The sequence below is a fragment of the Paraburkholderia sp. DD10 genome (assembly GCF_049177125.1).
Lineage (GTDB): Bacteria > Pseudomonadota > Gammaproteobacteria > Burkholderiales > Burkholderiaceae > Paraburkholderia > Paraburkholderia terricola.
This window is the reverse complement of record NZ_CP185393.1, coordinates 1059627-1085541: the sequence shown is the minus strand read 5'-3', so window position 1 is coordinate 1085541 and position 25915 is coordinate 1059627. Positions and strand designations below refer to the sequence as shown.

The window sequence follows — 25915 nt, the reverse complement described above, 5'->3', positions numbered from 1 at the left end:
GTGAACGCCGAGGGTTGAAAAGAGCGCCGATGATGCCATGAACGCCTAGCCCGCGCTCTTCACTTCCGGCTTCAACGACATCGGATCGGTGGGAGCGCGTAATTGCTCGATGTCCTCGTGACGCAGCTTCACCGTCGCCATGATGCCGGGGTGCGTGACGATGTAGAAACGCCGCGCGGCGATCGCGTCGAACGTGATGTCGGCGACGTCGGCCGCGCTCAGTTTGCCCGCCTGCACCGCGCGATGCAGTTGCTTGCCGGCGGCGATCTGCGAGCGCGTCGGGCGGCTGTCGTTGCGCAGATCCGCGGGCCGCGCGCGTTCGGCATCGGCGATGCCGGTCGGCACGAAGGCCGGGCACAGCAGCGAACAGCCGACCAGACCGTTCGACGCCTGCACCCCTTGCACCCCTTGCGCCCCTTGCACCAGTTGCAGATCGTGATAGAGCGTCTCCGTCAACGACACGACAGCGTGCTTCGACGCGTTGTAGGCGCCCATCGCGGGCGGCGACAGCAAGCCCGCGACGGACGCCGTGTTGACGATATGCGCGGGCTCGTTCTGCGCGAGCATGATCGGCGTGAAGACCCGCACGCCGTGCGCGACACCCATCACGTTGACGCCGAACACCCAGGCCCAGTCGTTCGCCGAGCTTTCCCACACAAAACCGCCGGAGCCGACCCCGGCGTTATTGAACAGCAGATGGACCTTGCCGAAGGCGTCGAGCGCAGCTTGCGCAAGCGCTTCGACCTGTGCCGCGCTGGAGACGTCGGTCGGCACGCCGAGCGCCTGCGCGCCGGCGGCATGCAGTGCATCGACGGTTTGCCGAAGTGCTTCGGGGTTCACGTCGGCGAGCACCAGCTTCATGCCGAGCGCCGCGCCCTTCTGCGCGAACGCGCGGCCGAAACCGCTTGCCGCGCCGGTGATCACCGCCACCTTGCCTGCGAATTCGAACATCATGAGACTCCTGGTGTGATCGGCGGTGCTTGCATCCGCAGCGTAAGCGGTGAGCGGTGAGCCATGAGCCGCGATCAGATCAGCTTGACCAACTGCTTGCCGAAGTTCTTGCCCTTCAGCAGACCGATGAACGCCTCGGGCGCGGCGTCGAGCCCTTGCGCGATGGTCTCGCGGTATTGCAGCTTCTTCTGCGCGACCAGCGTGCCGAGTTGCTTGAGCGCCTCGGGCCACACATCCAGATGCTCGGTGACGATGAAGCCTTGCACCAGCAGCCGCTGCGTGAGGATCAGCGACGGATGCCTGAGCGGTACCGGCTGGCCGTCGTAGCCCGCGATATAACCGCACAGCGCGATGCGGCCGGACGGGTTCATGCGCGCGATCGTCGCGTCGAGCACTTCGCCGCCGACGTTCTCGAAGCAGCCATCCACGCCGCCGGGCGTCGCGGCCTTCAGGTCCTGATACAGATTGCCGGCCTTGTAGTCGACGCACGCATCGAAGCCGAGCGTCTCGACCACATAGCGGCATTTGTCCGCGCCGCCCGCGATGCCGACCGCGCGCGCGCCGGCCAGCTTCGCCAGTTGGCCGACCACGCTGCCGACCGCCCCGCTCGCCGCGCTGACCACCACCGTCTGCCCCGCTTGCGGCGCGAGGATGCGGTTCAGGCCGTACCACGCGGTGACGCCCGGCATGCCGACCGGGCCGAGATACGCGGACAGCGGCACATGCGTGTCGTCGACCTTTTGCACGCCTTCGCCGTTCGAGGTGCCGTATTCCTGCCAGCCGAACATCGCGACGACCTTGTCGCCGACCGCGAACTTCGGATTCTTCGATTCCACCACCTCGCCCACCGTGCCGCCGATCATCACTTCGTTCAACGGCTGCGGCGGCGCGTACGACTTGCTGTCGTTCATGCGGCCGCGCATGTACGGATCGAGCGACAGGAAATGATTGCGCACGCGAATCTCGCCATCGGCGAGCGGAGCGAGCGGCGTTTCGACGAGCTTGAAGTTATCGGGCGTGACGGCGCCTTGCGGACGCGAAGCCAGTACGAATTGACGGTTGATCTGTGGCATGACGATCGTCTCCTAAGTTGCCGATGTGATCGGCGAATGATTCGAACGGCGTCCGCCGAAGCGCGGACCCGGAACGCTAGACGACGGACCGCGGCGGACTTGCGGCGGACCCGCGACGGACCCGGCGACGGACCGCGACGGACAAGCGCGGCGGCGAGCAAGCGCGGGGCTCGATGCCGGCACGCGCACGCCCGGCATCCGCCGGTCAGCCGTCGCTTGGACCGGGTTTCGCCGACGGGTCGCTGCGCAGACGCTGCCGCGTCACGTCGCGGCCCACGGCGAGGCGCCGCATGTATTTGAAGGTGCCGAGCGCCTTGGCGACGAAGTGGCCTTCGCTGTCGCGGATCTCGCCTTCGCAATAGGCCATCGTGGTCGAGCGGTGCAGCACGCGGCCGGTGGCACGCAGTTCACCGCGGCCCGGCTGCATGAAGTTGACCTTCATCTCGACCGTGACCACGCCGACGCCGTCGCCGGCCAGGCTGCGCGCGGCCATGGCGAGCGCGACGTCGGCCAGCGTCATCGTGACGCCGCCGTGCGCGACGTCCCACGTATTCATATGATCCGGCTGCAACGGCAGCGCGAGTTCGCTGACGCCGTCGGCCGCCGACAACAACCGCACCCCGAGCCGGTCGACGAACGGGCTCTCGGGCAAGGACGCGCTGCTCGCTTTGGATGAGGGCGAATCGGACATCGCCGCGTTCAGATTTCGTAATCGACAGCTTGACGCGCTTCGCGCACCGCGCCGACGAAGCCCTTGATCGCTTCGTGCGTGGGGTGGACCTGATAGGCGTCGAGCGCGGTTTTGTCGGCGAAATCGGAAACCAGCACGATGTCGTAGCTCGATTCGAGGCCCGGCGCCGCGATGCCGACCTCCAGCTTCAGAATGCCAGGGACGATGTCGCGGCAGCTTTCCAGCTTTTCCTTCAGCTTCAGTGCGTTTTCAGCGCGCGAGGCGCCCTCTGCGTGTTCTTTGAGCTTCCACATCACGATATGACGGATCACGGCATCACCTTGTTCGATTCGCTGCGTTGGGCTGCGAAGTGTTTGAATTTTGCATGCGCCGACAGGCGCGCGGCAGTGAGAAATGATAACCGCGATGGCGTTGCCGACGCGCGAGCACCATTGTCGCGTGTGGGTATATAGCCCGGATCACGGCGCATGCGTCGCCATCCGCGCCGCGAGGCGCCCTATTCTGCGCAGTGCTTCGTCGGCCAGATCGAGGTACGTGCTCGGTGAACTCAGTCGAATGAAATGATCGAAGCGTCCGGCGTTGGAGAACGCCATGTCACGCCGCCGCGCGGCGTCGTGTCGATCAGCGCAACGCATGCGCGTACCGACGCGTTCTTCGTGAGCCTTGGCACGCTGAAAACCCACGTCACGGTTCGATGCGTCAAGCCGTGCGGCATCTGGCGAGCCTCGTCGAAACAAGGCTGCGGCGCGCGGCCTGAAACGCCTCGTGGCGAGCAATACCGCCCGGTACAATGCATGCCTAACCCGCTTGCTTCGAGGTGCCGGTCATGTCCTTCTTTCGCGCGCTGCTGCGCGGCCGTCCTGTTCTGCTGGCCATGCTCGCGGTTTTCATCACGCTGACGCTCAACGGTTGCGCGAGCCTGTTCGGCGACCCGTTGCGCGTGAACGTCGCCGGCATCGAGCCGCTCGACGGCCAAGGCTTCGAGATGCGCTTCAACGTCAAGCTGCGGGTGCAGAATCCGAACGAATCCGCGGTGAGCTTCAACGGCGTGTCGCTCGATCTCGAACTGAACGGCAAGCCGTTCGCGAGCGGCGTCAGCGATCAGATCGGCACCGTGCCGCGCTTCGGCGAAACCGTCGTCGACGTGCCGCTCACGGTGCCCGCTTTCGCCGCGGTTCGCCAGGCCTTCGCGTTCGCCGGGGCCGCGCAGTCGGGGCAGTTTCCGTACGTTCTGCGCGGCAAGCTGGCGGGCGGCTTGACGGGCACGACGCGCTTCGTCGATCGAGGAACGCTGAGTCTGCCGACTACGGGAATGGCGTTGCCCTGATTGCCGGCAAGCCGCGCAAGCGGCGAATGCCGGACAACGACAACGCGGCGTCCGCCTGCCGCCACGCGCGCCGCATCAAACCACTTCGAACAAACCCGCCGCGCCCTGCCCGCCGCCGATACACATCGTCACGACAACGAGCTTCGCACCGCGCCGCTTGCCTTCGATCAGCGCATGACCGGTCAGCCGCGCGCCCGACACGCCATACGGATGCCCGACCGCGATCGCGCCGCCGTTCACGTTCAGACGCTCATGCGGAATGCCGAGCTTGTCGGCGCAATACAGCACTTGCACCGCGAACGCTTCGTTCAGTTCCCACAGATCGATATCCTCGACCTTCAAGCCCGCTTGCCGGAGCAGCTTCGGCACCGCGAACACCGGGCCGATGCCCATCTCGTCCGGCTCGCAACCGGCCACCGCGAAGCCGCGGAAAATGCCGAGCGGCTGCAAGCCCTCGCGTTCCGCGACCTTCGCGTTCATCACGACGCAAGCCGACGCGCCATCCGAGAACTGGCTCGCATTGCCCGCGGTGATCACGCCGCCCGGCAGCGCGGTGCGAATCTTCGAGACGCCTTCGAGCGTGGTGTCGGCACGAATGCCTTCGTCGCCGCTGACGGTCACTTCCTTCGTGTAAAGACGGCCCGTTGCCTTGTCCGCGACGCCGGCGAGCACCGTCAACGGCACGATCTCCTCGTTGAACCGGCCGGCTTCGAGCGCGGCCGCGGCGCGCTGTTGCGAGCGCACGCCGTACTCGTCCTGGCGCTCCTTCGAAATCGAATAGCGCTTCGCGACGTTCTCGGCGGTCTGCAACATCGACCAGTAGATTTCCGGCTTGTTCTCGCTGAGCCAGCCGTCGGTGAGCATGTGCTGGTTCATCTCGTTCTGCACGCAGGAGATCGACTCCACGCCGCCCGCCACGAACACCTCGCCTTCACCGGCGATCACGCGTTGCGCGGCCAGCGCGATCGTTTGCAAACCGGACGAGCAGAAACGGTTCACCGTCATGCCCGGCACGCTGACCGGCAAGCCCGCGCGCAAGGCGATCTGCCGCGCGATGTTCATGCCCGTCGCGCCCTCGGGGTTCGCGCAGCCCATGATCACGTCCTCGACGCGCGCCGGGTCCAGCTTCGCGCGCTCGACGGCGGCCCGCGTGACGTGGCCGCCGAGCGTCGCGCCGTGCGTCATGTTGAAACCGCCGCGCCATGATTTGGCGAGACCCGTGCGGGCGGTCGATACGATTACGGCGTCAGTCATACAAGTCTCCTGCTTTCTGGTGTCGAGGGTGGCGCGCTCGCGCATCGCTGAAACGCTGAAACGCCCCACCTCATTCATTCGCTCAAGCGGCTTGTTCGGCCGCGTTTCAGCCGCGTCTTTCAGCCACGCTTTTCAGCCATTAAACCCACGGCCCTCGGCCGCGAGCCTGGCAATGCCCGGTGCCAGTTGCCAGGCATCGCCGTTCGGCTGCGCCGCATAGCGGCGAATCGCGCGCTCGACGTTGTAGAGGCCGAGCGTATCCGCATGGAGCATCGGGCCGCCGCGATAGATCGGAAAGCCGTAGCCGGTCAGATAGACCATGTCGATATCCGACGCCTTCGACGCAATGCCTTCATCGAGAATCTTCGCGCCTTCGTTCACGAGCGCGAGCACGAGGCGCTCGACGATTTCCTCGTCGCCGATCTTGCGGCGCGCGACGCCGGTTTCCTTCGAATACGCGACGATCATCTCGTCGACCACCTTCGACGGATACGCGGTGCGCTCGCCCGCCTTGTAGTCGTACCAGCCGCCGCCGGTCTTCTGCCCGAAGCGCCCGGTCTCGCACAGACGATCGGCGATTCGCGAGTAATGCATGCCGGGATGTTCCTGATAGCGGCGCTTGCGGATCGCCCAGCCGATGTCGTTGCCGGCCAGGTCGCTCATGCGGAACGGGCCCATCGCGAAGCCGAACTTCTCGATGGCCTTGTCCACCTGTGCGGGCAGCGCGCCTTCCTCGAGCATGAAGAGCGCCTGGCGGATGTACTGCTCGATCATCCGGTTGCCGATGAAGCCGTCGCACACGCCCGAGACCACCGCGGTCTTTTTGATTTTTTTGGCGAGCTTCATGACGGTGGCGAGCACGTCCTTCGCCGTCTGCCTGCCGCGCACGACTTCGAGCAGCTTCATCACGCTGGCCGGGCTGAAGAAGTGCATGCCGACCACGTCTTGCGGACGCTTCGTAAAGGCCGCGATCTTGTCGAGGTCCAGCGTGGACGTATTCGACGCGAGGATCGCGCCGGCCTTGGCGACTTCATCGAGCCGACTGAACACCTGTTCCTTCACGTCGAGTTCCTCGAACACGGCTTCGACAATCAGGTCGGCGTGTTTCAGGTCGTCGTAGGACAGCGTGGGCGTGATCAACGCCATGCGCGCCTCGAGCGCCTCCGGTTCGAGCTTGCCCTTGCTGACGCTGGCTTCGTAGTTCTTGCGGATCGTCGCGAGTCCGCGGTCGAGCGCTTCCTGCCGCGTTTCCAGCAGCGTGACCGGAAAGCCCGCGTTGACGAAGTTCATCGCGATGCCGCCGCCCATCGTGCCGGCGCCGATCACGGCCACCTGTTCGATGTCACGCACCGGCGTATCCGCTGGCACATCGGGAATCTTGCTCGCCGCGCGTTCGCCGAAGAACGCATGCCGCAACGCGCGGCTTTCCGGCGTCTGCACGAGTGCGACAAAGCATTCACGCTCGAACGCGAGGCCCTTGTCGAAGCCGTTCAGCACGCCGGCCTCGATCGCGTCGATGCACTTGTGCGGCGCCGGGAAGGGCTTGGCCACCGCCGCGACGCTATTGCGCGCGAACTGGATGAAACCGGCTGCGTTCGGATGGGTGATCTCGCGTTCGCGCACCTTCGGATGCGGACCTTCCTTCGCGCCGACCTTGCGGGCAAACGCGCACGCCGCCTCGGCCAGATCGCCTTCAACGAGTTCGTCGAACAGGCCCGAGCCGGCCAGTGTCTCCGACATCACCGTTGCGCCGGAGACGATCATGTTGAGCGCGGCCTCCAGGCCGATGGCGCGCGGCAGACGCTGCGTGCCGCCCGCGCCCGGCAGGATGCCGAGTTTCACCTCGGGCAGCGCGATCTGCGCGCCGCGCGCGGCGATGCGGTAATGCGCGCCGAGCGCCAGTTCCAGGCCGCCGCCCATCGCGACGCTGTGAATCGCCGCGACCACCGGCTTCGCGCTGCCCTCGACGGCCTTGATGACCGTGGCGAGCGTCGGCTCCCGGGTCGCTTTCGGCGTATTGAATTCGGTGATGTCGGCGCCGCCCGAAAAGGCCTTGCCCGCGCCCGTCAGCACGATCGCCGTGATGGCCGGATCGTTCTGCGCGCGCTCGATTCCCTCGACAATGCCGGCTCGCGTCGAAAGACCGAGGCCGTTCACCGGCGGATTGTTCAGCGTGATGACGGCCACGCCGTCACGGGTTGTGTAGTCCACTGCCATCTGCCTGCCTCCATGCGATCCATTCGATGAGCGACGCATGGGGCGCCGCCCGTCCGGTTCACTGAGCCGTTGCTCGACGCTCATTGTCGAACCAGCGGTCAAACCCAGTGTGCAAGTCTCCCGGCGTCAGCACGCAGAGTACACAGAAAAGCACGCCCGTTCAATTGGAAGGGGTTTCCCTGGCGAGCGGACAATCCTTCTCGTCCGCCAGCGCGGACGGCAGCACGTGGTCGCGGAAGAGGTCGCGCAGCTTCAGCTTCTGCAATTTGCCGGTGGCCGTATGCGGCAGTTCGTCGACGAACACGACGTCGTCCGGTATCCACCACTTCGCGACCTTGCCCTCGTAGAACGCGATCAGTTCCTCGCGTGTCACGTCGAAGCCCGGCCGCTTGACCACCACGAGCAACGGCCGCTCAGTCCACTTCGGATGCGCGCAGGCAATGCAGGCCGCCTCCGCCACCGCCGGATGCGCGATCGCGACGTTCTCGACATCGATCGAACTGATCCACTCGCCGCCGGACTTGATGACGTCCTTCGAGCGGTCCGTGATGTTCAGGAAGCTATCGCGGTCGATGGTGGCGACGTCGCCGGTCGGAAACCAGCCGTCCACCAGCGGCGAGTCGTCGCGGCGGAAATACCGGTCGATCACCCACGGCCCGCGCACGTACAGATCGCCGAACGCGACGCCGTCCCACGGCAGTTCCTGCCCGTCTTCGCCGACGATCTTCATATCGACGCCGTAAAGCACGTGCCCCTGCTTTTCGAGCAATTTGCGCTGCTCGGCGAGCGGCCGCTGGCTCTGCTCCCACGTCAGTTTCGACAAGGTGCCGAGCGGCGACATTTCGGTCATGCCCCATGCATGGATCACCTGCACGCCGTAGTCGTCCTCGAACGTGCGCAGCATGGCCGGCGGGCACGCGGAGCCGCCGATCACCGTGCGATTGAGCGACGAAAACCGCACGCCCGCCTCGCGCATGTAGTTCAGCAAGCCGAGCCACACGGTCGGCACGCCGGCCGAATAGGTGACGCGCTCGCTTTCCATCAATTCATACAGCGACTTGCCGTCGAGATCCTTGCCGGGAAACACGAGCTTCGCGCCGGTCAAGGGCGCGGCGTGCGGAATGCCCCATGCGTTCACATGGAACATCGGCACGACCGGCAGCACGGCGTCGCGCGCGGACAGGCTCATCGCATCGGGCAAGGACGCGCCGAACGCATGCAGCACCGTCGAGCGATGCGAATACAGCGCGCCCTTCGGATTGCCGGTGGTGCCGGACGTATAGCAAAGGTACGACGCCTGACGCTCGTCGAGAAGCGGCCATTCGAAGTTGCCGTCCTGCGCGGTGACCAGCGTTTCATAGCTGAGCGCGGGCGTTTGCATGACCGGCAGATGCGCTTCGTCGGCGAGCGCGATCCAGCCGCGCACTTTCGGACACTGCGGCGCGAGCGTGTCGACGAGCGGCGCGAAGGTGGTGTCGAACAGCACGTAGGCGTCGTCGGCGTGATTGACGATGTAGGCGATCTGATCGGGAAAGAGCCGCGGGTTGATCGTGTGGCACACGGCGCCGAAGCCGGTCGTGCCGTAATACGCTTCCAGATGCCGGTAGCCGTTCCAGGCGAGTGTCGCGACTCGTTCGCCGGGCTCGACGCCGAGTGCGATCAACGCCTGCGCCAGTTGCTTCGCGCGCTTTTCGCAATCGCGGTAGGTGTAGCGATGCAGGTCGCCCTCGATGCGCCGCGACACGATTTCCGTGCCGCCGAAATGCCGCGCGGCATGCGCGAGCAACGAGGATACGGTGAGCGGCACGTCCATCATCTGGCCAGGCAGCGGCGTCGTCATATAGAGAAGTCTCCTCGCCTTGTTTGCTTCAATGGGATGGCAGCTCGGGGAGCGCATGCGGCAAGCGCCGTTGGCGAAATCCGCCATGCAGGTTAAAGAGCCATGCGGCCGATAGCGGCCCGATAGCACGCCAGCCAGCAGCCCCGCGGGCGCGGACTTACAATATCGGTTAATCCAGAGGCGCTCAACATGTCGTTTTCCCCAAGCATTGCAGGGTTATCCGGGCCGTTGTCGGCCCTTTCCGACGCGCTCACCAGCACCGCTGAAAACGCCTTCGCGCGGCTCGGCAGCACGTTTCTGACGCGCCTGCCCGCCGCGCCGCTCAGCGCGCCCTACGTGGTCGGATTCTCCGAGGAAACCGCCGCGCTGCTCGGTTTGGAACCGGGGCTCCAGAACGACCCCGGCTTCGCGGAACTGTTCTCCGGCAACGCCACGCGCGAGTGGCCCGCCGAAGCGTTGCCGTATGCGTCGGTGTATTCGGGTCATCAGTTCGGCGTGTGGGCCGGCCAACTCGGCGACGGCCGCGCGCTCGGTCTGGGCGAAGTCGAACACGACGGCCAACGCTTCGAGCTGCAACTCAAGGGCGCGGGCCGCACGCCGTATTCGCGCATGGGCGACGGCCGCGCGGTGCTGCGTTCGTCGATCCGCGAATTTCTGTGCTCGGAAGCGATGCATCACCTCGGCATTCCGACCGCGCGCGCGCTGTGCGTGATCGGCTCCGATCAGCCGGTGCGGCGCGAGGAAGTCGAAACCGCGGCGGTGCTCACGCGGGTGTCGCCGAGTTTCGTGCGCTTCGGCCACTTCGAGCATTTCTATTCGAACGACCGCACCGACGCGCTGCGCGCGCTCGCCGATCACGTGATCGAGCGCTTCTATCCGCTTTGCCGCGAAGCCGACGATCCGTATCTCGCGCTGCTCAATGAAGCGGTGCTGTCGAGCGCCGACCTGATGGTCGAATGGCAGGCCGTGGGCTTCTGCCACGGCGTGATGAATACCGACAACATGTCGATCCTCGGCCTCACGATCGACTACGGTCCGTTCGGTTTCATGGACGGCTTCGATGCCGGCTACATCTGCAATCACTCGGATTCGCAAGGCCGTTACGCGTACCGGATGCAGCCGCAGATCGCGTACTGGAATCTGTTCTGTCTCGCCCAGGGCCTGTTGCCGCTGCTGGGCGCCCAGCATGAGGAAAGCGTGCGCGGCGACAAGGCGATCGAAGACGCGCAGCGTGTGCTCGCCGGTTTCAAGGAACGTTTCGCGCCGGCGCTGGAGCACCGTATGCGCGCCAAGCTCGGCCTCGAAGTGGAGCGCGAGGGAGACGACACGTTGATCAATCGCCTGTTCGAACTCATGCACGCGAACCGCGCGGATTTCACGCTGACGTTCCGCAATCTGGCGCGCCTGTCGAAGCACGACGCGAGCGGCGACGCCCCGGCGCGCGATCTGTTCCTCGACCGCGCGGCCTTCGATGTCTGGGCGAACGACTACCGCGCGCGGCTGTCCGAGGAAACACGCGACGACGCGGCGCGCGCCATTGCAATGAACCGTGTGAACCCCAAATTCGTACTTCGCAATCACCTGGCGGAAACGGCGATCCGCCGCGCGAAAGAGAAGGACTTTTCCGAAGTGGAGCGCCTTGCAGCGGTACTGCGCCGGCCGTTCGACGAACAGCCCGAGCATGAAGCGTATGCGGGTTTGCCGCCCGACTGGGCGAGTTCGCTGGAAGTCAGTTGCTCGTCATGATGCGCGAAGCGAGCCGCACCCAAAACAAGCCCGAGACAGGAACCCGATCATGAACAATCCCGACGACCTCAAGACCGACGCCCCGGCCGTGCAGAAAGACGACGCCGAGTGGCGCAAGCAACTCTCCGACATCGAATATCAGGTGACGCGCCACGCCGCCACCGAGCGCCCCTTCACGGGCCGCTATCACGACCACTGGGAGCGCGGCATCTACGACTGCGTCTGTTGCGGCACGCCGCTGTTCGAATCCGACACCAAGTTCGACGCCGGCTGCGGCTGGCCCAGCTACTTCAAGCCGATCGACGGCGAAGTGATCGCCGAGAAAACCGACCGCTCGCACGGCATGCTGCGTATCGAAGTGCAATGCAAGAACTGCGGCGCGCATCTGGGCCACGTGTTCGAAGACGGGCCCGCGCCCACCGGTCTGCGCTACTGCATCAATTCGGCTGCGCTACAATTCGAATCCAAGTAACGCAGCGCGGAGTTTGGCGCATGGCCGGACGGCGTCCGTGATCGAACGGGCGCCGGTTGCGAGACCTTCGCGTGTGCTTCGTGCGTGCGTCGCGTCTCGCGACCCGGTCGATCGGGTCGACCCGGCGCGGCCATCCCACGATGAACGGCAATGAACGCCGTCCGCCGGCCGCTGTGGCGGGTGGCTATCGCGGGCCGCTGCCTCACTTGCCATCGGGCGCTTCGCACCGCGTCCCTCGTTCTCCGACCCACTCTCCGAATTCCCGGCCAGACATGAAATTCCTGTTCGACCTGTTCCCGATCATCCTGTTCTTCGTCGCCTTCAAGGTATGGGGCATTTTCACGGCGACGGCAGTGGCGATCGCCGCCACGCTGGTGCAGATCGCGTGGGTGGCCTTCCGTCACCGCAAGGTCGATCCGATGCTGTGGGTGAGTCTCGGCGTCGTCACGGTATTCGGCGGCGCGACGCTCGTGCTGCACAACGACACCTTCATCAAATGGAAGCCGACCGTGTTGTACTGGGCGTTTTCCGTCGTGCTGATCGTGTCGCAACTCGCGTTCAACAAGAACCTGATCGAAGCGATGATGGGCAAGCAGATCAGCTTGCCGCACGCGATCTGGGGCAAGCTGAACATCGTCTGGGCCATCTTTTTCATGCTGCTGGGCCTGGTGAACCTGTTCGTCGCGTACAACTACACCACCGACCAATGGGTCAATTTCAAGCTGTTCGGCGCGACTGGCTGCCTCGTCGTGTTCATCGTCGGGCAGAGTTTGTGGCTCGCGAAATACATGAAGGAAGAGTGATATGACCAGCGATGTTTTCATGCACGCCACCACCGCCGAGCGCGCCGCGCTGATCGAAGCACGCCTCAGCGCCGCGCTCGCGCCGGTCGCCTCGATCCAGATTACCGACGACAGCGCGCAGCATGCGGGCCACGCCGGCGCCTCCGCCGGCGGTCATTTCAGCGTCACGATCGTGGCTGCCGCATTCGCCGGCAAGGCCCGCGTGGCGCGGCATCGCATGGTGTATGATGCGCTGGCCGATGCCATGCAGCGCGGCATTCATGCCCTTGCAATCACGGCTTATACGCCCGAAGAATTCGCTTTGTTGTCCCGCTAGGAAAACTTCCGATGACCTTGAAGAAAACCCGCCTTTGGGTATTGCTGGCCGCATGTGCGGCCGCACCTGCATTCGCACAGAACATCGCCGTGGTGAACGGCACACCGATTCCCAAAGCACGCGCCGACGCGCTGATCGCTCAACTGGTTCATCAAGGCCAGCAAGACACGCCGCAACTGCAAATGGCCGTGCGCGAAGAGCTGGTGAACCGCGAAATCCTGATGCAGGAAGCGCTGCGCCGCGGCCTGCCGAATCGGCCGGACATCAAGGCGCAAATCGCCGTCGCGCAACAAACCGTTGTGCTGCGCTCGCTGATCGAAGACTTCGTGAAGAAGAACACGCCGACGGACGCCGAAGTCACCGCGCGTTACAACACGCTGATCAAGGACGCGGGCGGCAAGGAATATCACCTGCACCACATCCTCGTGGAGAACGAGCAGCAGGCGAAGGATCTGATTGCGAAGATCAAGGGCGGCGCGAGCTTCGAAGACCTCGCAAAACAATTCTCGAAAGATCCGGGATCGGGCAAGAACGGCGGCGACCTCGACTGGTCGGATCCGAAGGCTTACGTGCCTGAATTCGCAGACGCGGCCACGCATCTGCAGAAAGGCCAGACGACCGACACGCCGGTGCATACGCAATTCGGCTGGCACATCATTCGTGTCGACGACACGCGCGACATCACGCCGCCGCCGCTCGAACAGGTGCGTCCGCAGATCGTGCAGCAGATCCAGCAGGAAAAGCTGCAGGCGTTTGAAGAAGGTTTGCGTAAGAACGCGAAGATTCAGTAAGCGCGTCGGGTGACGGTGAAGAACTGAGCAGCGTTAGCCTGGAATAAGGCTGTTGGTTCTTCCGTTCGGCAGCGCTCCTCGATTGTGCCCAGGCCCCGGTTAGTCAGTGACTGATCGGGGCTTTTTCATGTTCGGTCGCCCAGCCAGTCCTTGTCGTAGGCGAATGACCAGATTCCGCCTTCGTCGCTGACGACACCCACGCGCTGGCCATTCGCGAATGCCGCGAGCGTTCTAGCTGCCATGAGAAGTCCGTCGGCGATGGAGCGCCTTGGTGGCTAACACAGGGGGAATGTCCACGGAGACCTCCGCGTGGAGAGTGATGCCCAATTCGCCGAGAAGATGCAGCACCTTGCCTATCTGGGCTGTCGGCTTGCCCGCCTCGATATGCGTGATGAACTTGGGGGACAGGCCGGTGGCATTGGCGACGTCATCGCGCGTGAGCCCTTGCGCAAGCCGCGAAGCGCGCACGAGATCGCCTAACGCCGACATGCTGCCGATCAAAACGTCGGATGCGCGCACTCCGCTCTCCTGTGTATGTTCGTACCCGCTCGGTAACATTATGCCACGGGGAATGCGCGTCGGCTCAGCTTCGTATCCGATCGGGTACGAAATGAGATATTGGGTGATTCATCGAGCCGTTTCGTACCCGAACGGATACGAAGAGAACCTGCGAGGGTGCGTGCGTCGCGTTATGTACCCGAGCAGGTACGGATCGGACCGGCGGCAATTTTGCTCATTAGCGGCAAGAAACACCACAGATCAAGCCCGCGCGGCCCCAATCTGCGCCGCGGCATCAACGCCGTCTGGTGCGCGCTGCCGGCAAGGCCGTCGCGCGCACAGCGGCGACGGCCTTCGCTACATGATTAACCCAGCCAGCGGCGCGCGTTCTGGAATACGCGCATCCACGGACTCGCGTCCGTGCCGCCCTCGCCCCAGCCTTCGGGATGCCAGCTCATCTGCACCGCGCGATGCACGCGCTCGGTGTGCGGCATCAGCACCGTGAAGCGGCCATCCGGCGTGGTGACCGACGTGATGCCGTTCGGCGAACCATTCGGGTTGAACGGATACTGCTCGGTCGCCTGACCGCGGTGATCGACATAACGCATCGCCACCGCCACCTTCGACACATCGCCTTGCTGCGAGAAGTCCGCATAGCCTTCGCCATGCGCGATCGCCACCGGAATGCGCGAGCCTTCCATGCCGGCGAAGAAGATCGACGGCGAAGCCTCGACCTCGACCAGCGAGAAGCGCGCTTCGAATTTCTCCGACTTGTTGCGCGTGAACTTCGGCCAGGTTTCGGCGCCCGGAATCATCGACGCGAGACTGCTCATCATCTGGCAGCCGTTGCAGATGCCCAGCGCGAAGGTGTCCTCGCGGCCGAAGAATGCGGCGAACATGTCGGCCAGTTGCGAGTTAAAGCGGATCGCTTTCGCCCAGCCCTCGCCGGCGCCGAGCGTGTCGCCGTATGAGAAGCCGCCGCATGCCACCGCACCGGCGAAATCCGCCAGGTTCGCGCGGCCCGATAGCAGATCGCTCATGTGCACGTCGTGCGCGTCGAAGCTGGCGCGGTCGAATGCATACGCCGTCTCCAGGTGCGAGTTCACGCCCTGCTCGCGCAGGATCGCGACGCGCGGACGCGCGCCCTTGCCAAGGAACGGCGCGGCGACGTCTTCAGCCGGATCGAACGTGAGAACCGGCGTAATGCCCGGATCGGCGGCATCCAGAAGCGCGTCGTATTCGGCATCGGCGCAAGCCGGGTTGTCGCGCAGACGCGCAATACGCCAGCTCACTTCACTCCACGTGCGATGCAGTTCGGTGCGCGGCGCTTCGTAAATCTTCTTCGCGTCGCGATAGATTTCGATCGTGTCGCGCTCGTTGATCTTGCCGATCACGTGCGAGCAGGCCGACAGCCCGTGTTCGCGCAACGCGACCAGCACCGCGTCGCGGTCGGCCGCGCGCACCTGAATGACGGCGCCCAGTTCCTCGTTGAAGAGCGCGCGGATCGTGCGGTCTTCACGGCGGCCGCTCGTCTGCTTCGCCCAGTCTTTGGCGTCGCCGTAATCGGATTCGTGGTGCGGATCGAGCACCAGCATGTCCACGTTCAGCGACACGCCGACATGCCCCGCGAACGCCATTTCGCAGACCGTCGCCCACAGGCCGCCGTCCGAGCGGTCGTGATACGCGAGCAGCTTGCCGTCGCTGTTGAGCGATTGGATCGCGTTGAAAAAGCGCTTCAGGTCCTCGGGATCGTCGACGTCCGGCACCGTGTCGCCAACCTGCTGCGTGACTTGCGCGAGGATACTGCCGCCCAGACGATGCTTGCCGCGGCCGAGATCGATCGCGATCAGCACGGAATCGCCAGCATCGCTCGCGCGGCGCAGTTGCGGCGTGAGGTGGCGACGCACGTCCTCGACCGGCGCGAACGCCGAGATGATCAGCGAGACCGGCGCGACCACTTCCTTCGCCACGCCCCGGTCTTCCCACTTGGTGCGCATGGAGAGCGAATCCTTGCCCACCGGAATGCTGATGCCCAAGGCCGGGCACAGTTCCATGCCGATTGCCTTGACCGTCTCGTACAACGCGGCGTCTTCGCCCGGCGCGCCGCACGCGGCCATCCAGTTCGCCGACAGCTTGAGCTTGTCGAGCGACGCGATCGGCGCCGCCGCGATGTTGGTCACCGCCTCGCCCACCGCCATGCGGCCCGAGGCCGGCGCGTCGATCACGGCGAGCGGCGTGCGCTCGGCCATGGTCATCGCTTCGCCGCGGAAGCCCGCGTAGTCCATCGTGGTGATCGCGACGTCGGCGACCGGGACTTGCCACGGGCCGACCATCTGATCGCGCGCGGTCGTGCCGCCCACCGAGCGGTCGCCGATCGTGATGAGAAACGACTTGCTCGCCACCGTGGGGTGACGCAACACGCTCGTCGCGACCTCCGGCAACGCGATGCCCGTCACGTCCACCGGTTCGAGTTTCCGCTCGACGCGCCTGACGTCGCGATGCATGCGCGGCGCCTTGCCGAGCAGCACTTCCATGGGCATGTCGACCGGCTGATGCGCGGCGTCGTCCTTGAGTTCGGAGTCGATCACCTTCAACTGACGCTCGGCCGTGGCCGTGCCGACCACCGCGAACGGGCAGCGCTCGCGCTCGCACATCGCCTCGAAGGCCGGCAGATCGGCCGGCGCGATCGCCAGCACATAGCGCTCCTGGGCTTCGTTCGACCAGATTTCGCGCGGCGACAAGCCGCTCTCTTCCAACTGGATATTGCGCAGATTGAACACCGCGCCCTTGCCCGCGCCGTCCACGACTTCCGGAAACGCGTTCGACAAACCGCCCGCGCCCACGTCGTGAATGCTCAGAATGGGGTTCTTCTCGCCGAGCTGCCAGCACGCATTGATGACTTCCTGCGCGCGCCGCTCAATCTCCGGATTGCCGCGCTGGACCGAGTCGAAGTCGAGTTCCGCGGTGTTGGTGCCGGTCGCCATCGAACTGGCCGCGCCGCCGCCCATGCCGATGCGCATGCCCGGCCCGCCGATCTGGATCAGCAACGAGCCTTCCGGCAGATCGTGCTTGTGCGTGTGCTGATCGGAGATATTGCCGATGCCGCCCGCGATCATGATCGGCTTGTGATAACCGCGCACGAGACCCGCCACGTTCTGTTCGTAAGCGCGGAAATAACCGCCCAGATTCGGCCGGCCGAATTCGTTGTTGAACGCGGCGCCGCCGAGCGGCCCGTCGATCATGATTTGCAGCGGCGAGGCGATGCGGTCGGGACGGCCATACGCTTCGTACCTGTCGTGCGGATTGCGGTGCGCGAGCGGCTGGGCGACGTCACGCGCGTTTTCCCACGCCTCGACGCCGTCCGGCAATTCGAGGTTCGACACGGTAAAGCCCGCGAGGCCCGCCTTCGGACGCGCGCCGCGGCCGGTCGCGCCTTCGTCGCGGATTTCGCCGCCCGCGCCCGTCGCGGCGCCGGGGAACGGCGAGATCGCGGTCGGGTGGTTGTGCGTTTCCACCTTCATCAGCGTGTGCGTGAGTTCGACGTTGCGGCGATAGTGCTCCGGCAACTCGTGCTCGCCCAGCTCAGCCGGCGTGCGCGGGAACCAGCGTTCGGCCATGCCGCCCGCCATGATCGCCGAGTTGTCCGAATACGCGACGATCGTGCCTTGCGGATTGAGCTTCTCGGTGTTGCGGATCATGTTGAACAGCGAGATGTCCTGCTTCTCGCCGTCGATCGTCCATTCCGCGTTGAAAATCTTGTGGCGGCAGTGCTCGCTGTTGGCCTGCGCGAACATCATCAGTTCGACGTCGGTCGGGTTGCGGCCGAGCCTCGTGAACGCGTCCACCAGGTAATCGATTTCGTCGTCGGCGAGCGCGAGGCCCAGTTCCGTGTTCGCCGCTTCCAGCGCGCCGCGGCCGTGGCCCAGCACGTCGACGGTTTGCAACGGCTTGGCCGGCAGTTCGTCGAACAGATGCAGCGCGTGGTCGCGCGAAGGCGACACGCTTTCGGTCATGCGGTCGTGCAGCGCCGCGGCGACTGCCGCGCGGGCTTCGTCGGAGAGCGTTTTCTTGCCCAGCAGGCCGCTTTTCAGCGTGACCGTGTACTCGACGCCGCGCTCGATGCGGCGCACCTGCGTGAGACCGCACAGATGCGCGATGTCCGTTGCCTTGCTGGCCCACGGCGACACCGTGCCGAAGCGCGGCACCACGAGAAAGGTTTCGACCGTGCCGCGCTCCTTGCCTTCCTCGAACGGATCGCCGTAGTGCATCAGCGCCTCGATCTTCGCGTGGTCTTCGGCGGACAGCGGCGTTTGCGCGTTGACGAAGTGCAGATATTGCCCGCGCACGCCGGTAATGTTGGCGTCGATGCGCGTGAGCGTTTCGAGCAGGCGGGTTTGACGGAAATCGGAAAGGGCCGAAGCGCCGGGGAAACACGAGAAGTGGGCCATGGACTTGACGTTGCGTCGCTAATGATGCCGATGAGTGATGCCGATGAGTCGCGCGTGCAGGCGACGTGAGGCGGAAAGGAAGTCCGGGATTATACCCCGGGAACGCGCTTCCAGCGGGCCTGACGGCATGGCGGCGCGGCCGGCGGCGTGGCCGGTCGGCGCGTTTGGCTGCTATCATTCGCCCTTTCATCAGATCGGCGCGAGCGGCGTGAGTCATGCCGGGCCGCGCGCCGCATGCCACGCTCGAGCGGCACGCGCAGTTTGGCGTCCCGCCGGCAACTCGAATCAGAACATGGATGTCATCGTCATTGGCGGCGGGATAGCAGGCGTCGCCACCGCTTACCAACTGCGCGCGGCCGGTCATCGGGTCTGCGTCGTGGAGCGCCACGCCACCGTCGCGCAGGGCGCCACCTATGGGCACAGCGGCATCGTGCTGCCCACTCCGCTCGACGTATGGTTCGGCCCGACCTTCATGGCGAGCCGTCAGAACGCCAGGAACGGCGTGGTCAACAAGGCCGGCTTCAACGGACCGGCGCGCCAGTTCGTCAAGCAGCTCGCGAGGCTCCAGGATCCGAACCCGTACGGCCATCAATACGGATTGCTGCGCCCGCTGATCGAGATGTCGCGTGAGACGCTGGCCGACATGGAAGCGCGCTTCGGGCTCGAGTTCGAGCAGGCGAGCGGCCTGCTTCATCTGGTGCGTTCGGCGCAGGAGTGGGAGCAATTGCGGCCTGCGCTCGGTCTGCTGCGCCTGCACGAAATGCCGTACCACGAACTCACGCCCGCCGAATGCGCGACCTTCGAGCATTCCGTGCGAACCGAGCCGGAATTCGCCGGCGGCGTGCTGTTCGAGCATGAGCGCACGGCGAACTGCCCGCTTTTCACGAAGCTCGTCAAGCAGGTCCTCGACACCCAGGGCGGCGTGCAATTCATGCTGGGCTGCGAAGTCTCGGCGATCCGTCTGGAAGGCCAGCGCGCCGGCGTGGAACTGGCGCCGGGTCCCGGGGTGGCGTCGCGTTCACGCGAAGTCGACGTGATCAACGCCGATGCGGTCGTCGTCGCCGCCGGGCATGGCAGCTTGCCGCTGCTCGAACGCCTGGGGCTGCGGCTGCCGCTCTATCCGCTGCGCCTGCACACGCTGGTCGCGCCGATCGCGCATGAGGAATGCGCGCCGCACGTGACGATCGTGGACGCGGTCAAGCGGATCGTGATCAGCCGCATGAATCACCGCCTGCGGATCGCGGGCGGCGCGGTCTTGCAGAGCCCCGCCCTGCTCGACAAGCCGCTCGGCGAAGCGGTGACGAAGGAAGCGCTGGCGCTGCTCGGCCAGGCGACCCACGACTGGATTCCGGGCGCCGCCCGCATCTCGGCGGCCTTGCCGTGGGAAGGCGTCAAGCTGCTGTCGCCGGACGGCTTGCCGGTGATCGGCAACGCGCTGCATCCGCGGCTCTATGTGAACGCCGGCCACGGCCCCGCCGGCTGGGGCCTCGCGTGCGGGTCGGGCAAGCTGATCGCCGACCTGATCACGGGCGGGACGCCGGATCTGCCCGTCGACACCCTCGCCGCGCTGCGCGCGGATCGGTTCAAGTAGGAGACGGTGGGCGCCGCTGTGTTCACGCGCGGCGGAAAGAGGGGCGCCTGGGTGCGGTGAGGCGGCGGGCATCGGGCGTCGCGCATCGGACACCGGGCATCGGACACCGGGCATCGGGCATCGGACACCGGGCATCGGGCATCGGACACCGGGCATCGGGAGCGTGCACGAGGCGGCACAACGCCAGGCAACCCCATCACGCATCGGCACCCCATAGGCACTACCATAGTGATTCCCGCAGCCTCCTCACCTCGCAACAGGTGCCCGCCCGCCTCCGCCATGACAGAAGCCGACCTCGCGCCGCCCACGCTCACCAGTCCGCACAACCGGGCGCTTCCTCTCCTCACGCTGACCGATCTGCGGATCGCCGAGGCCCAGGCGTCGGCGTCCCTGCCGCCTCATACGCTGATGTCGCGCGCGGGCAAATCCGCCGCGAGCTTTCTGAAGGAGCAGATCACCCGCGACACGTCGATCGGCAAATCGAAGCAGAAGGTCTGGCTCGTCGCGGGGCCGGGCAACAACGGCGGCGACGCCCTCGTTCTCGCGACCGAGCTGCACCAGGCCGGCATCGCCGTCGATCTGTGCATGCCGGTCGAGGTCAAGCCGGCCGACGCCCGCTGGGCGCTCGACACGGCCCGCGCCGCGGGCGTGCCGATCAGCGCGGCGCCGCCCGCCTCGCTCGACAGCTACACCTGGCTTGTGGACGGCATGTTCGGCATCGGCCTCACGCGTGAACTCGAAGGCGTGTTCGCGAGCCTCGCGCGGCAACTCTCGCAACGCGCGAAGGCCAGGCCGAGAAGAGGCGGCGTGCTCGCGCTCGACGTGCCGAGCGGCCTCGACAGCGACACCGGCACGATCGTCGGCAATGGCGACGGCGCCGCGGTCCACGCCACGCACACCATCACGTTCATCGGCGCGAAACCCGGCCTCTTCACCGCGCAAGGGCGCGACCTCGCCGGCGCGGTGACCGTGGCGCCGATCGGCGTCGATTGCAGCGCCCGCACGGCCGTGCAATTGAACGCGCCGGAACTCTTCGCCGCCTTTCTGCCGCCGCGCGACTTCGCGACCAACAAGGGCAGCTTCGGCAGCCTCGCGGTGGTCGGCGGCGACACCGGCATGTGCGGCGCGCCGATCCTCGCCGCGCGCGCGGCGCTCTACACCGGCGCGGGAAAAGTGCACGTCGCCATCCTGGGCGAAGGCGCCCCGCCCTACGATCCGCCGCATCCCGAACTGATGCTGCATGCCGTCGACGCGCTGCCGCTCGACAAGATGGACGCGCTCGCCGTCGGTTGCGGCATGGGGCACGGCGAGCGCGCCACGCGCGTCATGCACGACGTGCTGCCGCTCGACGTGCCCAAGCTGTTCGATGCCGACGCGCTGAATCTGCTCGCCAAAGACCCCTCGCTCGCCGCCGAACTCACCGCGCGCGGCGTGCAAGGCGATCCGTGCATCCTCACGCCGCATCCGCTCGAAGCCGCGCGCCTGCTCGGCACCGACGCGCCGGGCGTGCAGCGCGACCGCCTCGCCGCAGCGCGCGCGCTGGCCGCGCGCTTCGCCAGCGTTGTCGTGCTGAAGGGCAGCGGCACCGTGATCGCGGCGCCGGACGGCCGCCTCACGATCAATCCCACCGGCAACGCGGCGCTGGCGACGGGCGGCACCGGCGACGTGCTGGGCGGCATCATCGGCGCGCTGCTCGCGCAGCATCTGCCGCGCTACGAAGCGGCCCTCGCGGGCGTCTATCTGCACGGCCTCGCCGCCGATACGCTGAGCGCGCAAGGCCACGGCCCGGCCGGTTTGACGGCGGGCGAACTGGCGCCGATGGTGCGGACCTTGCTGAACCGGCTGTTCTATCCGGCTACGAGCTGACCACGTGGATCCCGTCGCTTGCGCGGCCCGGCCAAACCGCTGCCGCCCCGCTGCCACCCCGCTGCCACCTGTCACGCAACGCCGTTATACTGACCGACTGCGCCGCGGGTTGGATCCTTCGCGGGTTGCGGCGAAACTTCAACGGGCGGCTTCATCGCGAGGCTGCCGGCCCGAAGTTTCAGCGCAAGCCGCGGCGAACCGGCCGCGCGGCATCGCTCTAACAGCATCGTTGCATCATCCTCGGCAGCGCTTCACGCGCACGCCTTTCTTCGTGCCCCTTCGTTAGACGGACGCTATGACGCAGAACTCGCTCCCCTCCTGGTCCTCGCTGCAAACGCATTACGAAAGCATTCGCGATGCGCACCTGCGCGACTGGTTCGCCCCCGAGAACGACCCCGCCCCCACTCGCGCCGAGCGCTTCGCGTTCGCGGGCGGCGGTCTCGCAGCCGATTTCTCGAAGAACCGCATCACCGACGAAACCCTGAACCTACTCGTGCAGCTCGCGCGCGAAGCGGGCGTCGAGAAGCGCCGCGACGCGATGTTCGCGGGTGAAGTCGTCAATCCCACCGAAGGCCGCGCCGCGCTGCACACGGCCTTGCGCGCCAGCGACCCGAACGCGCCGTTCCACGCGCAGGTACAAGCGGAGCGCGCGAAGATGGCCGCGTTCGCCGACCAGGTGCGCAGCGGCGCATGGACCGGCTATACCGGCAAGCAGATCCGCTACGTGGTGAACATCGGCATCGGCGGCTCGGACCTCGGGCCGAAGATGGTCGTGCACGCGCTGCAGCATCTGGCCACGCCCGACATCACCACGCACTTCGTATCGAACGTCGACGGCGCGGATCTCTACAACGTGATGCAGAAGATCGATCCCGAGGAAACGCTCGCGATCATCGTCTCCAAGACGTTCACCACGCTCGAAACCATGACCAACGCGCGCTCGCTGCGCGACTGGTTCGTCCAGAAGGGTTGCCCGGAAAATGCGCTGGCGAAGCACTTCGTCGGCGTGTCGGCCAATCCCGCGGAAGTGGTCAAGTTCGGCATCGCGAAAGAAAACGTGTTCGAGATGTGGGACTGGGTCGGCGGCCGTTATTCGCTGTGGTCGGCGGTGGGTTTGTCGATCATGATCGCGGTCGGCCCGCAACAGTTCGGCGAACTGCTCGCCGGCGCTAATGAAATGGACCAGCATTTCCGCGACGCGCCGCTCGAAAAAAACCTGCCGGTGCTGCTCGGCATGCTCGGCATCTGGTATCGCAACTTCTTCGGCTCGCAAAGCTATCTGGTCGCGCCGTATTCGGAAGCGCTGCATTACCTGCCCTCGTATCTGCAACAGCTCGAAATGGAGAGCAACGGCAAGTCGGCGCGTCTCGATGGCGCAACCGTCGACTATCCGACCTCCGCGGTGACGTGGGGCGAGCCCGGCACGAACGGCCAGCATGCGTTCTTCCAGATGCTGCATCAAGGTCCGACGATCGTGCCGATCGACTTCATCGCGGTGCTGACGCCGGAGCATCCGCTCGCGAGCCATCATCCGAAGCTGCTGGCAAACTGCTTCGCGCAAAGCGAGGCATTGATGCTCGGCCGCACGCTCGAGGAAGCGACAAAAGTGGCCGGCGCCGATCAGCCGGAACTCGCGCCGCACCTGGTGTTTCCGGGCAACCGGCCGACCAGCACGCTGCTCGTCGAGGCGCTCACCGCGCGTTCGCTCGGCGCGTTGATCGCATTGTATGAACATAAGGTGCTGGTGCAGGCGTCGGTCTGGAACATCAATCCGTTCGATCAATGGGGCGTCGAGTTGGGCAAGATTCTCGGCAAGGTGGTCGAGGCCGATCTGACCGCGGCAAGCGTCGATGAGAAGAAGCACGACTCGTCGACCTCGGCGTTGATCGCGCGGGCGCGCGCCGCGTTGAAGCGGTGACATCGAAGCAATGAGCGCGGGCGGCGCGCTTGCGTGGCGCCGCCGATGCGTGCGGCTTGTTCGTTTGCGCGTTGCCGCGGTCGAGCAAGCCAGAATGACAAAGCGGGCTTTCGCGGCCCGCTTTTTTTGCGCTTTGCTCGCTTTGCTGTATCGAACGTTTTAGATCTTCAACGACGCGCCGCCCTGTCAGGCGAGCCGCCCCGCCTCGATCGTCACCGTGGTATCGCAGCGGCGCGCCAGTTCGACGTCGTGCGTGACGAGAATCAGCGTGGCGCCGTTCGCGCGGTTCATCTCGAACATCAGGTCGATCACCGCATGGCCGGTGGCCGCGTCGAGACTGCCGGTGGGCTCGTCCGCGAACAGGATCGCCGGATGCGTGACGAACGCGCGCGCCAGCGCGACGCGTTGCTGTTCGCCGCCCGAGAGCAGCTTCGGATAATGGCCCGTGCGCTGCCCGAGCCCGACCTGCTCCAGCAAGCCGCGCGCACGCGCCGCGGCCTCGCGCGTGCTGATGCCGCCTTGCAGTTCGAGCGGCAACGTGACGTTTTCGAGCGCGGTCAGATGCGGCATCAATTGAAACGATTGAAAGACGAAACCGACCGAGCCGCTGCGCAGCGCCGCGCGCTGGTCTTCGTTCAATTCGGCGAGCTCGCGCCCGAGCAGCCGAACCGAGCCCGAGCTTGCGCTGTCCAATCCTGCGAGCAAGCCGAGCAGCGTAGACTTGCCCGACCCGGATGCACCGACGATCGCCACACTGCTGCCGGCATCGATAGCAAGATCGATGTTGTCGAGAATCGTCAGTTCGCCTGTTGCATCCTTAACCTTCTTGCACAAACCCCGCACTTCAATGACTGGATCAGTTTTGTTTAGCATGGTGAAGCGTAGGTTGAAAGTGCGCGCCATAGCGCTGACTACGGCATTCGGCTCGGCCGTCATGGCCGCCGCCCTGTGTTCGCTGCCCTTCGCGGCTCACGGCGCCAACACGCCCGAGCCCGCCAGGCCGGTGATCGTCGTGCTCGGCGACAGCATCTCCGCCGAATACGGCTTGCCCCGCGACACCGGCTGGGTCGCGTTGATGCGCAAACGCCTGAGCGAGGAGCGAATCGATTATAGCGTCGCCAATGCAAGCATCAGCGGCGACACCACCAGCGGCGGCAGGGCCCGCTTGCCGGCGCTCATGCAGCGCCTGAAGCCGAGCATCGTGATCGTCGAACTCGGCGCGAACGACGCCTTGCGCGGCGTACCGCTCGCCACCACCGAAGACAACCTGCGCACGATCATCGAGCAGGCTCAACAAGGTCACGCGAAGGTCGTGCTGGTCGGCATGTATGTGCCGCCCAATTACGGCCCCGACTACACGCAGAAGTTCCACGGCCTCTACGGGCAGTTATCGAAACAACTTCGGGTGCCGCTCGTGCCGTTCATGCTCGCGGGCATCGCCGACAAGCCCGAGATGTTCCAGGCGGATCAACTGCATCCCACCGTGCAGGCACAACCAGTGCTACTCGATAACGTGTGGCCCGCCGTCAAGCCACTCCTTCGCACAAGTTCGCCGCACTGAACAGTCCGCTAACAACTTGTTTCCAGAACTTCGGGAACATGGATCGGTAAGGTCTATCTGACACCTTCAACTCCATGTAACCCGGCTCGTTTTTTGAGCGAATTCCTGAGGAGATAACGTGAAATACTTACCGTTAATCGCTTTGACCGTGGCAATTTCCGCCTGCGCCGCTCAACCGCCGGCGGGCGTCCAGTCAGTGGGCCAAAGCCAGCAGGCACCGAAGGCCGTCGCCACCTGCATCGCGCAGAAATGGGCTGACGGCTCGCAACAGCAGGTCGTGTCGCAAGACACGCTCGCCAACGATCAAGCCGTCGACGTCTATGTCCCCGGTCAACAGCCGCCGAATGGCGCAGCCGCGGTGGTGCGTCCTTCGTATTCCGGCAAGGGTTCGTGGGTCGGCTTCCGCGCGAGTGGCGCGGCCGGCAGCGATGCCACCAGCGCGATCAGCGCCTGCCTGTAACGCATCGCGCGTCGAGGCGTTTGAAGCAAACCATTTGATGAGCTTTCATGCTCGGCAAAAAGAAAGCCCCGCATTTGCGGGGCTTTTCTTAT

At 65.5% G+C, this 25915-nt stretch carries 22 protein-coding genes; 11 read left to right on the top strand and 11 right to left on the bottom strand.

Features of this window, described 5'->3' with window-relative positions:
* Positions 1 to 45: 45 nt before the first annotated feature.
* The 5 genes from ACOCG7_RS20315 to ACOCG7_RS20295 all read right to left on the bottom strand — a co-directional run bounded on the left by ACOCG7_RS20315 (position 46) and on the right by ACOCG7_RS20295 (position 3308).
* Positions 46 to 951 carry an SDR family oxidoreductase gene (locus tag ACOCG7_RS20315; protein WP_347143481.1) on the bottom strand — a complete coding sequence of 302 codons (906 nt, stop codon included), beginning with the start codon at positions 949 to 951 and terminating at the stop codon, positions 46 to 48.
* A gap of 74 nt (positions 952 to 1025) precedes the next feature.
* Positions 1026 to 2024: an NADP-dependent oxidoreductase gene (locus ACOCG7_RS20310; protein WP_310317875.1), complete on the bottom strand. Its 999-nt coding sequence runs from the start codon at positions 2022 to 2024 to the stop codon at positions 1026 to 1028.
* Between the two features lie 205 nt (positions 2025 to 2229).
* Positions 2230 to 2715: a PaaI family thioesterase gene (locus ACOCG7_RS20305; protein ID WP_114162413.1), complete on the bottom strand. Its 486-nt coding sequence runs from the start codon at positions 2713 to 2715 to the stop codon at positions 2230 to 2232.
* 8 nt (positions 2716 to 2723) lie between these two features.
* Positions 2724 to 3026 (bottom strand): Dabb family protein, encoded by a 303-nt coding sequence (locus ACOCG7_RS20300; RefSeq protein ID WP_073426665.1) that lies wholly within the window; start codon positions 3024 to 3026, stop codon positions 2724 to 2726.
* Positions 3027 to 3173: 147 nt separating this feature from the next.
* Positions 3174 to 3308 (bottom strand): hypothetical protein, encoded by a 135-nt coding sequence (locus ACOCG7_RS20295; RefSeq protein ID WP_347143483.1) that lies wholly within the window; start codon positions 3306 to 3308, stop codon positions 3174 to 3176.
* 233 nt (positions 3309 to 3541) lie between these two features.
* Here ACOCG7_RS20295 and ACOCG7_RS20290 point away from each other — a divergent pair, with 233 nt between their 5' ends.
* Positions 3542 to 4042, top strand: a complete 501-nt coding sequence (locus ACOCG7_RS20290; RefSeq protein WP_347143458.1) for an LEA type 2 family protein — start codon at positions 3542 to 3544, stop codon at positions 4040 to 4042.
* 75 nt (positions 4043 to 4117) lie between these two features.
* On the opposite strand, the gene ACOCG7_RS20285 is transcribed toward ACOCG7_RS20290, so the two are convergent.
* The 3 genes from ACOCG7_RS20285 to ACOCG7_RS20275 form a co-directional block, all read right to left on the bottom strand.
* Positions 4118 to 5296, bottom strand: a complete 1179-nt coding sequence (locus ACOCG7_RS20285) for an acetyl-CoA C-acyltransferase (protein WP_310317868.1) — start codon at positions 5294 to 5296, stop codon at positions 4118 to 4120.
* Positions 5297 to 5428: 132 nt separating this feature from the next.
* A complete protein-coding gene (locus tag ACOCG7_RS20280; protein ID WP_347143457.1) occupies positions 5429 to 7513 on the bottom strand; it encodes a 3-hydroxyacyl-CoA dehydrogenase NAD-binding domain-containing protein in 2085 nt (694 codons plus the stop codon).
* Positions 7514 to 7673: 160 nt separating this feature from the next.
* On the bottom strand, positions 7674 to 9353 hold the full coding sequence (locus tag ACOCG7_RS20275; protein ID WP_310119526.1) for a 3-(methylthio)propionyl-CoA ligase: 1680 nt from the start codon (positions 9351 to 9353) through the stop codon (positions 7674 to 7676).
* Between the two features lie 189 nt (positions 9354 to 9542).
* Between ACOCG7_RS20275 and ACOCG7_RS20270 the strand changes: the two genes are divergently transcribed.
* The 5 genes from ACOCG7_RS20270 (at position 9543) to ACOCG7_RS20250 (ending at position 13481) form a co-directional block, all read left to right on the top strand.
* A complete protein-coding gene (locus ACOCG7_RS20270) occupies positions 9543 to 11099 on the top strand; it encodes a protein adenylyltransferase SelO (RefSeq protein WP_421379715.1) in 1557 nt (518 codons plus the stop codon).
* A gap of 49 nt (positions 11100 to 11148) precedes the next feature.
* The gene (msrB, locus tag ACOCG7_RS20265; RefSeq protein ID WP_421379712.1) at positions 11149 to 11571 is read left to right on the top strand and encodes a peptide-methionine (R)-S-oxide reductase MsrB; all 423 of its coding nucleotides are present in this window, start codon (positions 11149 to 11151) and stop codon (positions 11569 to 11571) included.
* A gap of 272 nt (positions 11572 to 11843) precedes the next feature.
* A complete protein-coding gene (locus tag ACOCG7_RS20260) occupies positions 11844 to 12374 on the top strand; it encodes a septation protein A (protein WP_421379709.1) in 531 nt (176 codons plus the stop codon).
* Position 12375: 1 nt separating this feature from the next.
* On the top strand, positions 12376 to 12690 hold the full coding sequence (locus tag ACOCG7_RS20255) for a BolA family protein (protein WP_073426674.1): 315 nt from the start codon (positions 12376 to 12378) through the stop codon (positions 12688 to 12690).
* 11 nt (positions 12691 to 12701) lie between these two features.
* Positions 12702 to 13481: a peptidylprolyl isomerase gene (locus tag ACOCG7_RS20250; RefSeq protein WP_421379705.1), complete on the top strand. Its 780-nt coding sequence runs from the start codon at positions 12702 to 12704 to the stop codon at positions 13479 to 13481.
* A gap of 231 nt (positions 13482 to 13712) precedes the next feature.
* On the opposite strand, the gene ACOCG7_RS20245 is transcribed toward ACOCG7_RS20250, so the two are convergent.
* A complete protein-coding gene (locus ACOCG7_RS20245; RefSeq protein ID WP_227470809.1) occupies positions 13713 to 13970 on the bottom strand; it encodes a helix-turn-helix domain-containing protein in 258 nt (85 codons plus the stop codon).
* Between the two features lie 374 nt (positions 13971 to 14344).
* Positions 14345 to 18427 (bottom strand): phosphoribosylformylglycinamidine synthase, encoded by a 4083-nt coding sequence (gene purL / locus ACOCG7_RS20240; protein WP_347143455.1) that lies wholly within the window; start codon positions 18425 to 18427, stop codon positions 14345 to 14347.
* Positions 18428 to 18719: 292 nt separating this feature from the next.
* On the opposite strand from purL, the gene ACOCG7_RS20235 reads away from it, so the two are divergent.
* From ACOCG7_RS20235 to pgi, 3 genes are all read left to right on the top strand, one after another.
* Positions 18720 to 20018: an FAD-dependent oxidoreductase gene (locus ACOCG7_RS20235; protein ID WP_421379700.1), complete on the top strand. Its 1299-nt coding sequence runs from the start codon at positions 18720 to 18722 to the stop codon at positions 20016 to 20018.
* A 279-nt stretch (positions 20019 to 20297) separates the two neighbouring features.
* A complete protein-coding gene (locus ACOCG7_RS20230) occupies positions 20298 to 21884 on the top strand; it encodes a bifunctional ADP-dependent NAD(P)H-hydrate dehydratase/NAD(P)H-hydrate epimerase (protein ID WP_073426678.1) in 1587 nt (528 codons plus the stop codon).
* A 295-nt stretch (positions 21885 to 22179) separates the two neighbouring features.
* A complete protein-coding gene (gene pgi, locus ACOCG7_RS20225; RefSeq protein ID WP_421379696.1) occupies positions 22180 to 23802 on the top strand; it encodes a glucose-6-phosphate isomerase in 1623 nt (540 codons plus the stop codon).
* 186 nt (positions 23803 to 23988) lie between these two features.
* Here pgi and ACOCG7_RS20220 read toward each other — a convergent pair whose 3' ends face one another.
* Complete coding sequence (locus tag ACOCG7_RS20220; protein ID WP_073426680.1) at positions 23989 to 24675, bottom strand: ABC transporter ATP-binding protein; 687 nt, start codon at positions 24673 to 24675, stop codon at positions 23989 to 23991.
* Between ACOCG7_RS20220 and ACOCG7_RS20215 the strand changes: the two genes are divergently transcribed.
* Both ACOCG7_RS20215 and ACOCG7_RS20210 read left to right on the top strand, forming a co-directional pair.
* Positions 24674 to 25363: an arylesterase gene (locus tag ACOCG7_RS20215; protein WP_073426681.1), complete on the top strand. Its 690-nt coding sequence runs from the start codon at positions 24674 to 24676 to the stop codon at positions 25361 to 25363. The two genes, ACOCG7_RS20220 and ACOCG7_RS20215, sit on opposite strands and share 2 nt — an antisense overlap.
* 118 nt (positions 25364 to 25481) lie before the next feature.
* On the top strand, positions 25482 to 25823 hold the full coding sequence (locus tag ACOCG7_RS20210) for a hypothetical protein (RefSeq protein ID WP_073426682.1): 342 nt from the start codon (positions 25482 to 25484) through the stop codon (positions 25821 to 25823).
* Positions 25824 to 25915 lie beyond the last annotated feature (92 nt).

Coding starts and splice junctions, on each gene's coding strand:
- ACOCG7_RS20315 (WP_347143481.1), bottom strand. CDS start 951: ATGTTCGAATTCGCAGGCAAGGTGGCGGTGATCACCGGCGCGGCAAGC.
- ACOCG7_RS20310 (WP_310317875.1), bottom strand. CDS start 2,024: ATGCCACAGATCAACCGTCAATTCGTACTGGCTTCGCGTCCGCAAGGC.
- ACOCG7_RS20305 (WP_114162413.1), bottom strand. CDS start 2,715: ATGTCCGATTCGCCCTCATCCAAAGCGAGCAGCGCGTCCTTGCCCGAG.
- ACOCG7_RS20295 (WP_347143483.1), bottom strand. CDS start 3,308: ATGGCGTTCTCCAACGCCGGACGCTTCGATCATTTCATTCGACTGAGT.
- ACOCG7_RS20290 (WP_347143458.1), top strand. CDS start 3,542: ATGTCCTTCTTTCGCGCGCTGCTGCGCGGCCGTCCTGTTCTGCTGGCC.
- ACOCG7_RS20285 (WP_310317868.1), bottom strand. CDS start 5,296: ATGACTGACGCCGTAATCGTATCGACCGCCCGCACGGGTCTCGCCAAA.
- ACOCG7_RS20280 (WP_347143457.1), bottom strand. CDS start 7,513: ATGGCAGTGGACTACACAACCCGTGACGGCGTGGCCGTCATCACGCTG.
- ACOCG7_RS20275 (WP_310119526.1), bottom strand. CDS start 9,353: ATGACGACGCCGCTGCCTGGCCAGATGATGGACGTGCCGCTCACCGTA.
- ACOCG7_RS20270 (WP_421379715.1), top strand. CDS start 9,543: ATGTCGTTTTCCCCAAGCATTGCAGGGTTATCCGGGCCGTTGTCGGCC.
- msrB (WP_421379712.1), top strand. CDS start 11,149: ATGAACAATCCCGACGACCTCAAGACCGACGCCCCGGCCGTGCAGAAA.
- ACOCG7_RS20260 (WP_421379709.1), top strand. CDS start 11,844: ATGAAATTCCTGTTCGACCTGTTCCCGATCATCCTGTTCTTCGTCGCC.
- ACOCG7_RS20255 (WP_073426674.1), top strand. CDS start 12,376: ATGACCAGCGATGTTTTCATGCACGCCACCACCGCCGAGCGCGCCGCG.
- ACOCG7_RS20250 (WP_421379705.1), top strand. CDS start 12,702: ATGACCTTGAAGAAAACCCGCCTTTGGGTATTGCTGGCCGCATGTGCG.
- ACOCG7_RS20245 (WP_227470809.1), bottom strand. CDS start 13,970: ATGTCGGCGTTAGGCGATCTCGTGCGCGCTTCGCGGCTTGCGCAAGGG.
- purL (WP_347143455.1), bottom strand. CDS start 18,427: ATGGCCCACTTCTCGTGTTTCCCCGGCGCTTCGGCCCTTTCCGATTTC.
- ACOCG7_RS20235 (WP_421379700.1), top strand. CDS start 18,720: ATGGATGTCATCGTCATTGGCGGCGGGATAGCAGGCGTCGCCACCGCT.
- ACOCG7_RS20230 (WP_073426678.1), top strand. CDS start 20,298: ATGACAGAAGCCGACCTCGCGCCGCCCACGCTCACCAGTCCGCACAAC.
- pgi (WP_421379696.1), top strand. CDS start 22,180: ATGACGCAGAACTCGCTCCCCTCCTGGTCCTCGCTGCAAACGCATTAC.
- ACOCG7_RS20215 (WP_073426681.1), top strand. CDS start 24,674: ATGGTGAAGCGTAGGTTGAAAGTGCGCGCCATAGCGCTGACTACGGCA.
- ACOCG7_RS20220 (WP_073426680.1), bottom strand. CDS start 24,675: ATGCTAAACAAAACTGATCCAGTCATTGAAGTGCGGGGTTTGTGCAAG.